Genomic DNA, 12,798 nt, shown 5'->3' on the forward strand with positions numbered 1-12,798 from the left:
CGTCGGCTCCTAAGTAGGTGGTTAGGCGTGGCTGCGCCAGTCCTCGAGGAAGGTCGCGATACGGCCCACGGCGTCGGCCAGTACCTTGGTGTCCGGCAGGGTCACCAAGCGGAAGTGATCGGGCGATGGCCAGTTAAAGGCGGTGCCCTGGGTGATCAAGATTTTCTGCGCCTTGAGAAGCTCGAGGGCGAACTTCTCATCGTCGTGGATCGGGTAAACCTCCGGATCCAGCTTCGGGAACATGTAGAGCGCGCCCTTGGCCTTCTGCACGCTGATCCCGGGAATGTCACTCAGTAGCCGGTAGGCGACGTCGCGCTGTTCGAGCAGCCGTCCTCCTGGCAGAATCAGATCGTTGATCGACTGGTAGCCACCCAGGGCGGTCTGGATCGCGTGCTGTGCCGGCACATTGGCGCACAAACGCATGTTGGTCAGCAGGTTGATGCCTTCGATGTAGTCTGCGGCCTGATGCTTCGGGCCGGAGATCGCCATCCAGCCGGCGCGGAAACCGCAGACCCGGTAGGCCTTGGACAGGCCGGAGAAGGTCAGGGTGAGCACGTCGTCGGACAGAGCGGCGGTGTTGATATGCACCGCATCGTCGTAGAGGATCTTCTCGTAGATCTCATCGGAGAACACCACGAGGTTATGTACGCGTGCCACCTCGAGGATGCCCTCGATGGTTTCCTTCGGGTACACGGCGCCGGTGGGGTTATTCGGGTTGATCAGGACGATGCCCTTGGTGCGGTCGGTGATCTTGGCCTTGATGTCATCGAGATCCGGCAGCCAGCCTTCTTCCTCGACGTTCACGTAGTGCACCGGGGTGCCGCCGGCCAGCGACACCGAGGCGGTCCACAGCGGGTAGTCGGGAGCCGGGATGAGCACCTCGTCACCGTTGTTCAGCAGCGCGTTCAGGCTCAACGTGATGAGCTCGGAGACGCCATTGCCGAGGTAGACGTCGTCGACCCCGATGCTCTGGATGCCGCGCGTCTGGTAGTACTGCGACACCGCGGTGCGGGCCGAGAGAATTCCGCGCGAATCCGAGTAGCCCTGGGCGTTAGGCAGATTGCGGATCATGTCGATCAGAATCGCGTCCGGCGCCTCGAACCCGAAGGGGGCGGGGTTGCCGATGTTCAGCTTCAGAATGCGCTGTCCTTCGGACTCCATGCGCTGGGCGTGTTCAAGCAGTGGCCCGCGAATATCGTAGAGGACGTTATGGAGCTTCGAGGACTGCGAGATATCTGCCATGGGAATACTTTCTCACGCTGGGCCCCGATCCAGCACATTTTTGACCGTGGCTTGGCTTACTTTCTAGTTGACCAGCTGTTCCCAGTGCGCGGCAATATCTTCACTGGTCAAACCGCCTGGCTCGTAGACCATGCGATTAACGGCGGTTAACGCGTCCTGGCTGACCGAGGAGCTGATGTCGTTAATGGAACGCAACGCCTGCTCGGAGACCTCGTCGGACACGACGGGCAGAATCGGTGCGCGGTCGAAGAAGTCTTCACTGCCGGGCAGCACGTTGAACCCTTCATCGACGATCGCCGCGTCGTCCCCATCGAGCACCGCCAACTGTCCGTTGGCCGAGCGCAGGCTGTCCATGGCGGCGGCCGCCGCAACAACCTTAATTGCCTTCGGGGTGCATTTGGCCTCTTTGGCCCAAGCTTCGAGATCCTCGCGCTGCTCGCTCGGGGTCAGAAACACCAGATCCTTGCAGGTCGAGGCCAGATCATCGAGAGAGCCGAAGGAGTACTGGGCCATGGTGGCCTTGCTGGCCACCAGCACCGGCCCGGCATCCCCCGCGGTGGGATCAGCCGCGCGACGCCCCTGAGTTTTCAGCGCCTGCGCCAGGCCCGCGAGTTCACCGGTGCTCAGCACACCGTCCTCGCCGGTCACCGACTTCGGGTCCGGCACCAGTTGAAGCGCCGTTTCGGCGGTGCCTATCACCACGTCGGCGTCGCCCGCTTCCAAGAGCGCGTAGGGCTTGGAGGGCTCGGCCACCAGCTTGGCCTTGAATCCGCGGGCTTCGAGTTGATCGGCGTATACCCGAGCCATGGCGCGTAGCACCGGGTCGTCGGCCGAGGTGATGCGTACGACGCTCTCCTCGCTCTGCGTCGGAGGAGCCGGCTGGGTGCAGCCTGCCAGGGTGAGCGGAAGGGCCACTAGGCCAAGGACGGTCAAACGAGTGCGGCGCAGATTCATGGTCTCACCAGCTTATCCTTCCGGCGCGCCGTGCCGCGGGCTACGCCGCGCCATCATAGAGCGCCAACGCCCGGTCCACGCGCTCCACCCGAGGAAGCTGGGCGATCTCCTCCCGGGTGAACCAGGCCGCCCGACTGGTGCTGCCCTGCTGTTCATGGGTCAGTTCCCCGCCGACCACGCGGCCGGTGTAGACGATGGCCACGGTTTGCATGGCGTGATCCACCTCGGCGTAGCGGTACCGGCCGGCGATCACTCCGGTCTGCGCGTCGAGCAGACGCAACGAATCAACGAGGTACCCGGTCTCCTCCTGCACTTCGCGGCGCACCCCAGCGCGCAAGTCCTCACCCAGGTCGATACCGCCGCCGGGCAGCGTCCAGCGCGGCTGGAAGTTCGGGTCGCGGTGGCGCATATCCCACAGCGCCAGCAAGAACTTACCGTCCCTTTCGACCAAACAGTAGGCACCGAGCCTGGTATCGAAGGGTTCGCCGGTGGATTCGGAGATTCGCGTCATGTGCACCAATATAGTGGGCCGCGCCACGCACCCCACGGCTCACGGGCCGCGTGTATGGTCAAATATTGTTATGGTCACACCCTCAGAACTCGCTCAAGCGGCCGATCTGGACGACATCGATCGAATCATCATCGACGAACTGGTCGCCAATGCCCGTATTTCGAATGCCATGCTGGCCCAACGCGCCGGCATTGCCCCCTCGACCGCATTACTGCGCACCCGAGCTCTGGTCGAACGCGGAATCATCACCGGGTATCACGCGCAATTGGCGTTGGGGGCCGTGGGACGCACCGTGCAGGCGCTGATCTCGATCAAGTTGCGCGCCCATGATCGTGTCGAAATCGACCGTTTCCGTTCACGCATCCCGCAGCTGCCCGAGGTGCTCTCGATGTTCCATGTCTCCGGAGCGACCGACTACCTGCTCCACATTGCGGTGGGTTCCACCGAGGCGCTACGCGACTGGGTGCTCGACAACCTAGCCACCGACGAATCTGTCGGACATACCGAGACCACGCTGGTCTTCGATCATGAGCAAGGCAATCACGGGCCACTGCCGTTGCCCTAACCGCTCCGCGCTGACACCTCAGATAGCTCCGGACCCGATGACAGGGCGCGAGATACGACAAAGGGAAGCTTCCACTTGGAAGCTTCCCTTATGTTGTTCTCTAAACTCTGGCGCGTTAGGCGCGGCGGCGCTGCATCACGGCGTCCAGGTTGATCCGTGCCGGGCCCGGGGTGCTACCCGGAGTTGGCTCGTTCGGTGGCTGCGGGGTGTTGGTACCGGCGGGGGTTGCTGCCGGGGCGGTCGCCGGTGCGGCAGGGGCAGGCTGCACGCTGGCCTGCTTCTGCTCCCGCACGGCGCTGACGTCGGCCACGGCGGCACGCTGGTCGGCGGTGACCTCTGCGGCCAAACGCTTGGCGCGCTCCTCGGCCTTCAGGCTGATCTGGCGGCTGGGACGCAGTGGCTCGGCCACCGGCAGCGGCTCGGGTCGCACCTGGGCGATGATCTGCTGCTGGATGGAGTCGCGGGCCTGCACGTAGACCGGCTTGGGAATCTCCGTTGGCTCCCAGGTCGCTGGCTGGCGAACGCCGCCGCGGCCATGGGCCACCCGTAGCGCCTCGGCGCGCAGTTCCTCGGCGGTGAAGGCCGGGGCCCGCAGATTCGATCCGGGGCGGGCGTCGAAAACCTGATCCTTGTGCTCGGATTTGGCTGGCGCGGCTTCACGCTGTGGCTCGGACTGCGGCTCAGTCGCCAAGGCCTGGGCACGGACCTGCTCCATGCGCTGCAGTAGCCTGCGGTTCCGATCCCGTACGGCCAGCACACGCAGTCCGGCGAAGCAGAGCACTCCGGTGACCGTCAGCGCGAAGAACCAGCCCACGCTCAGCGCCGTGAACGGCGCGAGGATGCCGGTGACCACGCCGGCCAGCAGAGCAAGCAACCCGGGCACGGCTAGGCTCAACCGGCCATATCGCACTTTCAACTTAAGCTGACCGGTCGCGCCGGCCGGCTGCGATGTGTTGTGCGAGGTGTCCGCCATGAGGTCCTCCATCACCGGGTTGCGGGTCCTACGTTAAGCGTGAAGTTTTGATACTCCACGGCATAACACTATGCAACAGGCAACCAGCAATGGTGCAGATCGCGGGCGTGTCTGGCAGATTGCGTTGATTCTTGCCCGATGACCTGCCCGAATTACCACCCAGCTAGGATATATGTTCGAGTAGCTGGCCGCGGTGCTCGTCGGCGGTTAGCGCGAATGTTCTATGATCCCGCCAGCGACCGTTGATGTGCAGGAAGTCCTTGCGTACGCCCTCGTCACGGAAGCCCAGCTTGGCCGCCACCCGCAGGCTCGCGGTGTTCTCCGGACGCACATTAATCTCTAACCGGTGCAGCCGCAGCGTGGTGAAACAGTGTTCGACGACCAGCGCGCAGGCCTCGGGCATTAACCCAAAACCCGCATGGGAGCTATCGATCCAGTACCCGATGGAGGCGTTGCGGGCCGCCCCATACTGCACCCCGGAGACACTGACCTGACCGATCAACGGCGGCCGACGCTCGTTGAGCGCCGGAAGGGTCAGTACCCAGGAGAAACCGCTGCCTTCCATGGCGCCCTGTCGCTGCCGCCGTAACATTTGGCGGTAACTTAACGTCTCACGCAGCCCCAACGGGTTGGTCGGATCCCAGGGTTTCAGCCAGGCCGCATTGGCCTGCCGCAGATCGAACCAAGCGTCCCGATCCCGCGCCGTCAAGGCACGTAGGCGAAGGCGCTTCGAACGTAGCTCCGGCACCGCCATACGCCCCGACTGAATACTCACCATATTCACCATCCTAGTCACGCACGAGAGGTGGACTAACACGTCGTACAGTAGTGCCATGCTCAACGCGCTTCCCAGTAAAACCGACGCCCGCCGCATGGTGCGCGCCGCACGGCGCGCCATGGATGAACCCAGCCGACGCCAGCACGCCGAGAAGCTACGCGATCAGGTGCTGCGTCTCCTGGCGGACTACCGGCCCGAGGCCCGAGTGGCCGCCTACCTCTCCTCCGGCGACGAACCGAATACCGCCCCGCTGCTCGAGGCCCTGCACGCCGCGGGACGCCAACCGCTGGTGCCGGTCTGCGGTCCGGACTACTCCCTGTCCTGGACCGACTGGTATCCGGGGGTGCCGCTAGAGCGCAGTACCTTGGCCCCGGTGGACGAACCGGTGGGGCCACGGCACCAGCTCGAGGTTTTCGCCGACGTCGACCTGCTGATCGTCCCGGCCCTAGGCATCGATCACGCCGGGTTCCGGCTGGGTCAGGGCGGAGGCTATTACGACCGATTCCTGCCCTCGCTGGCCGGTCGCACCACGCGGCAACATCGCACCCAGGTGGCGGCGCTCATCTACGATACCGAGTTGCTCACGGTGGCCTCATTCCCGGTGGACGCCCACGACATGCCCGTAGATATGGCCATCACCCCCGGCGGGGTTCAAGACTTCCGACCGTAACCGGTAGGTCACCCTGGCCAGTTCCATCCACAGTTCGTGCCGCGGCGTCGCCGGGCGCCGGACTCGGCGTCTGCAATGGGCCCATGAAGTTCTTCCGCACGCGTTCCGCCCCGACGATCCCCCGCCCGCGTATTCGCCCGGTGACCAGTCGGCAGGCGGTGTTGCGCCGCTACCGGCGCCCGGCAGCGGTGGCCTTAGCCTTGCTGGCCGGTGCACTGATGCTGCAATCGGTCGCCAAGGCCGGTTACAGCACGGTTGAGGTGCCGGTGGCGGCGGCCGATCTACCGGCCGGGCATGTGCTGCAAAGCGGCGATCTGCGCTGGGTTGCCCAGCCTGCTGCCGAGGGGCAACCGGCACCACCACGCCACGACGCACTGGTGGGTGAGCGGCTGGCCATCGCGATGCCCGCCGGTCTACCGGTGCGTGAGCATCTGTTGGTGGGCCCGCAGTTGCTCACCGGAACCAGCCCGGGGACCGTGGCGGTACCGCTGCGGCTGAGCGATCCGGCGACCGTCTCGCTGCTCAGCCCGGGCCAGAAGGTCAATGTGGTACTCACCAGCGGCGACGGCTACGAGCGAGAGATCCAAAGTCGCACCCTGGCTCAGGGGCTGACCGTGCTCTGGGTGCCGGCCTCTGCCGGCGACGATGGCTTTGGACTATTGCCGGCCGCCAGTGGCGGTAATGACACCATGATCGTGGTGGCCGCCACCGCCGGTGCGGCCGAGAAACTCTCCGCCGCGTCAAGCCGCGGCAAGGTGGCGGCGGTGATCGTCAATTAGGTTCGTCGCGCGAGCACGAGCTGAGTTAGCCCCAGTGCGGGGGTTTTTCGCGACGCAGCGACTCGGCCAAATCCTCGGTGACTTCGCCCCAGCCGCGCGGATCTTCATCCTTGGCCCGCAGCTGTCCCAGTGGGTCCGCTGGCGCCGGCTCAGCGGAGGGCTGCCCGCGACGTGCCTGCGCCTTTTGGACGGCCTCGGCTGCCTCGATCGGGGTGAAAGCCCCGGTCAATTCCGCGGCCTGCTGCAAATGTGTGGGTGCGGCAACAACCCGCGCGCGTTTGCGGCGCGCGGGTTGTGCCGCCGACACCGATGGTTCACCGTGCGGGGTGTCACCAGAGGCGTCGGAGCCGCTCACCGCTTGCTGCCGGTATTGGTTTCGGCCACGGCGGGTACCGGCTTTGGCGTGCTGTCGGCGGCCTTGCTGGCCTTGTCCGCGGACTGGGTCGCCTCTGCGGCCTTATCGTCGGACTTTGCCTCGTTGGCCTTGGTCGAATCCTCGGTAGTTGCCGGCGCGGCTTTCTCCTTCTCCGCACTGTCCTGCTGCGTGACGGCGGCGGCCGGCACCGGAGGGGCGGTATTGACCTGCGGGCGGGCCACCGGCTCTTCGACGGCCGGCTTACGCTCGGGCTCCAGCGACAGGTACCCGGCCAGTCGGTCGGTCACCGACTCCGGGTCGCTGAACACGTCGATGGTCCACAGCGGCACGTAACGCCATCCGTGGCTTTCGAAAAAGTCCGGACGCAGTCGGCTACGTTCGCGCACGGTCAGTCCGGTGTAGTGCTCGGTGCCGTCGTACACCACCGCCAACGGGCGGGTGGCGGCGGCGTCGACCGGATCGAAGGCACGGGCCGAGAGATCTAGCACCGAACGGAAGTCCTCGGCCACAATGGCGCCGCGTTCACGCAGACGACGGGCCAGGTCGGAGACCAGTGCGTCGAATCGTGGCTCATTGGCGTAATCCGAGGGTTCCTCCCCCGAATACACGCGGCCGAAGAGTTCAAAGAACTGACGGGCACCACGGTACACGCGGTTCAGCTCCACATCCTCGGGCAGCAGCCCGGAGACCAGCGCCATGCGGCGGCGGGCACGGGTGACGGCCGCGACGAACAGCTTCTCTCCGCCGGGACGGGACAGCGCACCAAATTCGTGCAGGGTCTTACCGTGCGGGGTGCGACCAAAGCCCCAGGCCAGAATGACCGCGTCGCGGCGCACCCCGATGAGTCGGTCCATGGTGGTGACCACGAAGGGTTCGCGGGCGGAGCGCAGGTGCTCCATGGCGTACTTGTGGTTCGGTAGCTGCACCCGAATGGCCTCGGCAATGGCCGCCGCGTGCTGCCGGTTGGAGGCCACCACGGCCAGCGACTCGTTACCGCGGTTGGCGAAGTGTTCGAAAACCAGATCCACCACGCGGCGCACCTCGGCGGCGGTGGTTTGCACCCCGTCCTCGCTGTTCGAGAGCGTGCCGGTCGCGTCGGGCACATGGTGGGCGCTCAAGCGACGCTCCCCGCCGACCGCCGGGGCCACCGGGAGCCGGGAAATCGCCGAGTCGTAGTAGGTCTGCGACAGCTGCTCGACCAGCGCCTCGTCCACCCCACGGTAGACGGTACCCAGCGTGCCGGTCACGAGCACCTGGTTCAGCGCCGATAGCGCCGAGGGGGCCTCCTTCCGGGCGCGCAGCGAGGCGGTCGGATCCACCGAGACCTCGAAGGGGCGCGGGTCGCCAAGCATTTCGTCGCCCACGGCGATCACCTGTGAGGCCCGGCGCAGCGCGTCGAGCACCTCACGCAGCGAGAGGTAGTTCGCCTCGAGCAGGATCACCGCGTCGAACTTGGTGTCGCGCGGCAGGGCCGTGCCCAGTAGCAACGGTGCCGAAACGAAGACGGGGCTCAGCGAATTGACCAGCGCCGAACCGTAATCCAGCAACCCGGCCAGCGTCGGGGTGCCGGACTTGAGCATTTCGCGCAGGGTCTTGGAGGCGGCCCGATGATCGGCCAGGGCGGCCTTCCAGTTCTTCGCCAGGGCCCAGCGGATGCGTTCGGCGCCGACGGCCACATGGGCGCCGTCGGCCAGCCGGTACTCGGCCTCGAGGCTTTCGAGCTTGGCCCCGTCGTTCATGGCCATGAAGTCATCGCCGCTGATCATAGCCTCGAGCGCGGACTGCCACCAGGCCAGTTCCAGCTCGCCGTCCACCGCGTCGACGTCGATCTCCCGCTCGGCAAAGTCGCTGAGCAGATCCCCCAGGCCGGCCTCGCTGAGCTGTTCGGCAATGAGGGTGCGTTCGGGAAGCTCGGTGAGATCGTCCTTGTGATCCACTAGGGAAGCAATGAGATCCAGCAGTTCGCTCACCGGCATTTCGCGCAGGCGCTTGCCCACGCTGGCCGGGAGCATTTCGGCCAGCTTATCGATGCGGGCCCCGGCGTCGTGGTAGCCGGCCTCCACGTCGAGCAGACCGGAGGGGACGGCAGGGTTGCGCTGGCTCGTGGCGTAGCGGCGCCAGGCCTCACGCTGTTCGGACACGGCCTGCAGGGCAGCCTGCAGATCCGGCACGTGCATGCCGGGGCGCACGTACTCCTTGGCGATCTTGCGAAGCCGGGAACGGACGATGGAGCCCATCTCCACGCCGTGTTCGCGGCGCCACTGGCCGGAGGCGGTGGCGGCGATCAAATCATCGATGTCGCCCTCGAAAATATCCGGCTCAAACTTATCCAACGAGCCGCGCACGGCCACCAGCAACTGCAGCTGATCGCCCCACTTGTCGTAGCTCTCCTCCAGGCGGATCTGCGACTGCTCGGCGATCTTGCGCATGTGCTTATCTAGGATCGGCAGGTCGCGGCCCAGCCCACTGGCCAGCTTCAGCGCCTGCTCGGTCTGCTCCTGATTGCGCAACGGCGCACCATACCAAGGGCTGGTGGTGTGCGCCTGCGAGAAGGCGCCGAGCTGGGCGGCGCGCTTGAGTTGGGCGGCCACGTGCCCGCGCTGCCCCATCGAATCCAGCACCGAACGCTTCAGGCGCACCGTGGTGGCCGGGGCCGGCTCCAGCGCCGACAGGCGGGCAAGTTCCTGCATCGCCTGGTACGGCGAGCAACCCCAGCGGCTACGCACCGAATGCAGAGAGGCCACATGCTCCTTTAGGGCATGACGGGTCTCGGTCAGCTTCTTGAACAGCCCGGTCAGCTGCGGCTCGGTGGCGCGCTCATTACGCAGGATCGCACGGATCAGATGCCCGCGGATCGCCTCGGGGTCCTCGTTCGGTTCAAGCAGCAGGCTGCCGGCGTCGAGCTTCTCGTTGAAGCGGGTGACGAACTCTTCGGCGGCCGAACGCTGCTCGGCGATCACCAGCACGCGCTTGCCCTGTGCGGCGAGCAGAGCCGCGGCATTCAGTGCGGTCTGGGTGGCTCCGGTGCCCGGGGCGGCGTTGATGCTCACCGATTCGCCGTTGGAGATCGCGTGCAGCAGGCGGCCCTGTGACTCGTCGGCGTCGAATAGGTACAGTTCCTCGGCCGGGTCGCGCTCATCCGAGGACTTGCTCAGGGCGCTGGTACCGGTGTGGACCTTACGGGTGGTGGAGGCGCCCGCGGCGGTACCGGGGCGCTTGGCGCGCGAGGAATCCTTCAGAAGTTCGGCGACGCGGCGCAACCGGGAGCCGGAGGCGTCGGCCTCGGACTCACCGCTCGGCTCGGTGGCAGCAGCCGGCTCCTCATCGTTGGCGGCCCGAATCAGCGCCTCGATCACCGGGTGCCCCTCGCCCAAAAGCGTCGGGTCGGCCGGGTCGATCAGGTCGGCAAAGGTGGAAATCAGAAGGCGGTGGCCGATGACCACGCCGGGCACCTCGGCCAACTGATGACGCAGCGCGTCCATGCCACGCACCGGGTCGAAACGGGCGATTGAATAGGCGGCGGCGTCCACGGCCTGCACGTCGATCTTCTCGTGGTGATCGACCTCGAACTGGCGCACGAAGGCCGGGGACATTTCGGCGCGGCCGACCAGCTGCAGATCGTAGTCGTCGTTATCCACGTGCTTGGTCAGCGTGATGCGGCCCAACATGATGGGCGCCGAGACCGGCTCGCTGCGCCCCTCATGGGTGGCGCGCCAGTTCGCGACACCGGCGGCCAGATAGCCCACGTCAATGCCGCGCTCGTCCCAGAGCTCACCGATCTTGGCGCTCAGTGCGCGGGCGGTGCGCTTGGCCTGCGCGAACTGCTCGGCATCATGAAGCAGGGTGGAGAGCCGGGTGCGTCGCCCGGCCAGAAACTGTGCCAAACCACTGGGGTTGGCATGGGTGATGTCAATGCTGTTGGAGGTGGAGGGGGCGAAGCGCAAGGCCGTATCCACACCGGCACCCTGGCCCAGAGTTCGCACCCATGCCGCTACGCGTTCGGCGGCCTCCGGCTGGCCACTAGTCGCCACAGTTCGTCCCTTCGTCCTTCATCCACTGCATTGCGCGAAGTATCGATCCACTTCGCCTGCTACCAACCTAGTGCACCGCGGCCGCGCAACGGCTCTACGAAACACGTTTAAGCGGGCGAAGGGCGCCGGACACGTGGCTTATTCTGCCGTGTCGACGCCCTTCACGCGCTACGCTGCCAGGCAGCGTTTGGAGCTTACTCCCACTCGATGGTTCCCGGCGGCTTGCTGGTCACGTCGAGCACCACGCGGTTGATCTGGTCAACCTCGTTGGTGATGCGGTTCGAAATCTTCGAGAGCAAGTCGTAGGGCAGGTGCGACCAATCCGCGGTCATGGCGTCCTCGGAGCTGACCGGGCGCAACACGACCGGGTGGCCGTAGGTGCGGCCATCGCCCTGCACACCCACCGAGCGCACGTCGGCGAGCAGCACAACCGGCATCTGCCAGACCTCGTTATCCAGCCCGGAGGCGGTCAGCTCGGCACGAGCAATTGCGTCGGCCTTGCGCAGCACCTCGAGGCGCTCCTCGGTGACCTCACCGATGATGCGGATACCCAGGCCGGGGCCCGGGAAGGGCTGACGACCCACGATTTCCTCGGGCAGGCCCAGTTCGCGGCCCACCGCACGCACCTCGTCCTTGAACAGGGTGCGCAGCGGCTCGACCAGCTCGAACTGCAGGTCCTCGGGCAGGCCGCCCACATTGTGGTGGCTCTTGATGTTTGCGGTTCCCTCGCCGCCGCCGGACTCGACGATGTCCGGGTACAGGGTGCCCTGAACCAGGAATCGTACCGGCTCGCCCTTATCGGCTTCCTGCTCGATAATGGCTGCCTCGGCGGCTTCAAAGGCGCGAATGAATTCGCGGCCGATGATCTTACGCTTGGTCTCCGGGTCGCTGACACCGGCCAAGGCCGAGAGGAAACGCTCGCGCTCGTCGGCCACGTACAGCTTGGCGCCGGTGGCGGCAACGAAGTCCTTCTCCACCTGCTCCACTTCGCCCTCACGCAGCAGGCCGTGGTTCACGAACACACAGGTGAGGTTGTCGCCGATGGCGCGCTGCACGAGGGCCGCAGCCACCGCGGAGTCCACTCCACCGGACAGACCACAAATGGCCTTGCCATCGCCCACCTGGGCGCGAATGCGTTCGATCTGCTCGTCGGCGATGTTATCGGCGGTCCAGTCACCGGCCAGTCCAGCACCGTTGTAGAGGAAGTTCTCCAACACGTCCTGGCCGAATTCGCAGTGCTTGACCTCCGGGTGCCACTGCACACCGTAGAGGCGCTTGGCCTCGTTGGCGAAGGCTGCCACCGGGGCGCCCTCGGTGGTGGCCAGTACGTCGAAGCCCTCCGGCGCGGCGGAGACCGAGTCGCCGTGGCTCATCCACACGGTCGGGGCCGAGGCGGCACCGGTGAGGATCGAGCGGGCCTCTCCCGCGAAGGAGGTTTCGGTGCGGCCGTATTCGCGCAGGCCGGTCTGGGCCACGGTACCGCCCAGGGCGTTAGCCATGGCCTGGAAACCGTAACAGATGCCCAGCACGGGCACGCCTGCTTCAAACAGGTCGGCCTCGACGCGCGGGGCACCGTCGGCGTAGACGCTGGAGGGACCGCCGGAAAGAATGATGGCGGCAGGATTCTTGGCCAGGATTTCTGCGGTCGTCATGGTGTGCGGAACGATCTCCGAATACACCCGGGCCTCGCGTACGCGGCGAGCAATCAACTGCGCGTACTGGGCCCCATAATCAACGACCAGAACCGGCTTGTGTTCTGGGGTGGGAGCAGCTGTAGTCACCCAACCAGTCTACCGGCTGGCCACAGGGGGAAAAACTGCAATCCGCTGTCAGGAGCGTCACGGCCGCCGACCGCTCCCCCAGAGACAAAACCGCGCGCCTTATCCCGAGCAAAACTCGGGGTAAGACGCGCGGCGCTG

Annotated in this window: 11 protein-coding genes; 3 read left to right on the top strand and 8 right to left on the bottom strand. The window is 66.0% G+C overall.

The window, feature by feature from the left end:
* Positions 1 to 21: 21 nt before the first annotated feature.
* The 3 genes from ACJD00_RS11120 to ACJD00_RS11130 form a co-directional block, all read right to left on the bottom strand.
* Entirely contained in the window at positions 22 to 1,242 is a 1,221-nt protein-coding gene (locus ACJD00_RS11120) for a pyridoxal phosphate-dependent aminotransferase (protein ID WP_309406331.1), read from the bottom strand.
* Between the two features lie 63 nt (positions 1,243 to 1,305).
* Complete coding sequence (locus ACJD00_RS11125; RefSeq protein ID WP_418907057.1) at positions 1,306 to 2,196, bottom strand: glycine betaine ABC transporter substrate-binding protein; 891 nt, start codon at positions 2,194 to 2,196, stop codon at positions 1,306 to 1,308.
* Between the two features lie 40 nt (positions 2,197 to 2,236).
* Positions 2,237 to 2,707 carry an NUDIX hydrolase gene (locus ACJD00_RS11130; protein WP_309406328.1) on the bottom strand — a complete coding sequence of 157 codons (471 nt, stop codon included), beginning with the start codon at positions 2,705 to 2,707 and terminating at the stop codon, positions 2,237 to 2,239.
* Positions 2,708 to 2,777: 70 nt separating this feature from the next.
* On the opposite strand from ACJD00_RS11130, the gene ACJD00_RS11135 reads away from it, so the two are divergent.
* Positions 2,778 to 3,272, top strand: a complete 495-nt coding sequence (locus ACJD00_RS11135) for an Lrp/AsnC family transcriptional regulator (RefSeq protein WP_309406327.1) — start codon at positions 2,778 to 2,780, stop codon at positions 3,270 to 3,272.
* Between the two features lie 115 nt (positions 3,273 to 3,387).
* Here ACJD00_RS11135 and ACJD00_RS11140 read toward each other — a convergent pair whose 3' ends face one another.
* Both ACJD00_RS11140 and ACJD00_RS11145 read right to left on the bottom strand, forming a co-directional pair.
* Complete coding sequence (locus tag ACJD00_RS11140) at positions 3,388 to 4,245, bottom strand: hypothetical protein (protein WP_418907058.1); 858 nt, start codon at positions 4,243 to 4,245, stop codon at positions 3,388 to 3,390.
* A 163-nt stretch (positions 4,246 to 4,408) separates the two neighbouring features.
* Positions 4,409 to 5,023 carry a GNAT family N-acetyltransferase gene (locus tag ACJD00_RS11145; protein ID WP_418907059.1) on the bottom strand — a complete coding sequence of 205 codons (615 nt, stop codon included), beginning with the start codon at positions 5,021 to 5,023 and terminating at the stop codon, positions 4,409 to 4,411.
* Between the two features lie 55 nt (positions 5,024 to 5,078).
* On the opposite strand from ACJD00_RS11145, the gene ACJD00_RS11150 reads away from it, so the two are divergent.
* Together ACJD00_RS11150 and ACJD00_RS11155 are read left to right on the top strand one after the other, a co-directional pair.
* Positions 5,079 to 5,693 (top strand): 5-formyltetrahydrofolate cyclo-ligase, encoded by a 615-nt coding sequence (locus ACJD00_RS11150; RefSeq protein ID WP_418907060.1) that lies wholly within the window; start codon positions 5,079 to 5,081, stop codon positions 5,691 to 5,693.
* A gap of 83 nt (positions 5,694 to 5,776) precedes the next feature.
* Positions 5,777 to 6,472: an RcpC/CpaB family pilus assembly protein gene (locus ACJD00_RS11155; RefSeq protein WP_418907061.1), complete on the top strand. Its 696-nt coding sequence runs from the start codon at positions 5,777 to 5,779 to the stop codon at positions 6,470 to 6,472.
* Positions 6,473 to 6,497: 25 nt separating this feature from the next.
* Here the strand turns inward: ACJD00_RS11155 and ACJD00_RS11160 are convergent, their stop codons facing one another.
* The 3 genes from ACJD00_RS11160 to guaA form a co-directional block, all read right to left on the bottom strand.
* Entirely contained in the window at positions 6,498 to 6,827 is a 330-nt protein-coding gene (locus tag ACJD00_RS11160; RefSeq protein ID WP_418907062.1) for a hypothetical protein, read from the bottom strand.
* Positions 6,824 to 10,879 (bottom strand): DNA helicase, encoded by a 4,056-nt coding sequence (locus ACJD00_RS11165; protein WP_418907063.1) that lies wholly within the window; start codon positions 10,877 to 10,879, stop codon positions 6,824 to 6,826. The genes ACJD00_RS11160 and ACJD00_RS11165 overlap by 4 nt, the downstream gene beginning before the upstream one ends.
* Before the next feature lie 194 nt (positions 10,880 to 11,073).
* Positions 11,074 to 12,660 carry a glutamine-hydrolyzing GMP synthase gene (gene guaA, locus ACJD00_RS11170; protein ID WP_309406313.1) on the bottom strand — a complete coding sequence of 529 codons (1,587 nt, stop codon included), beginning with the start codon at positions 12,658 to 12,660 and terminating at the stop codon, positions 11,074 to 11,076.
* Between the last annotated feature and the right edge of the window lie 138 nt (positions 12,661 to 12,798).

Source organism: Glutamicibacter endophyticus (genome assembly GCF_048457885.1).
Taxonomy (GTDB): domain Bacteria; phylum Actinomycetota; class Actinomycetes; order Actinomycetales; family Micrococcaceae; genus Glutamicibacter; species Glutamicibacter endophyticus.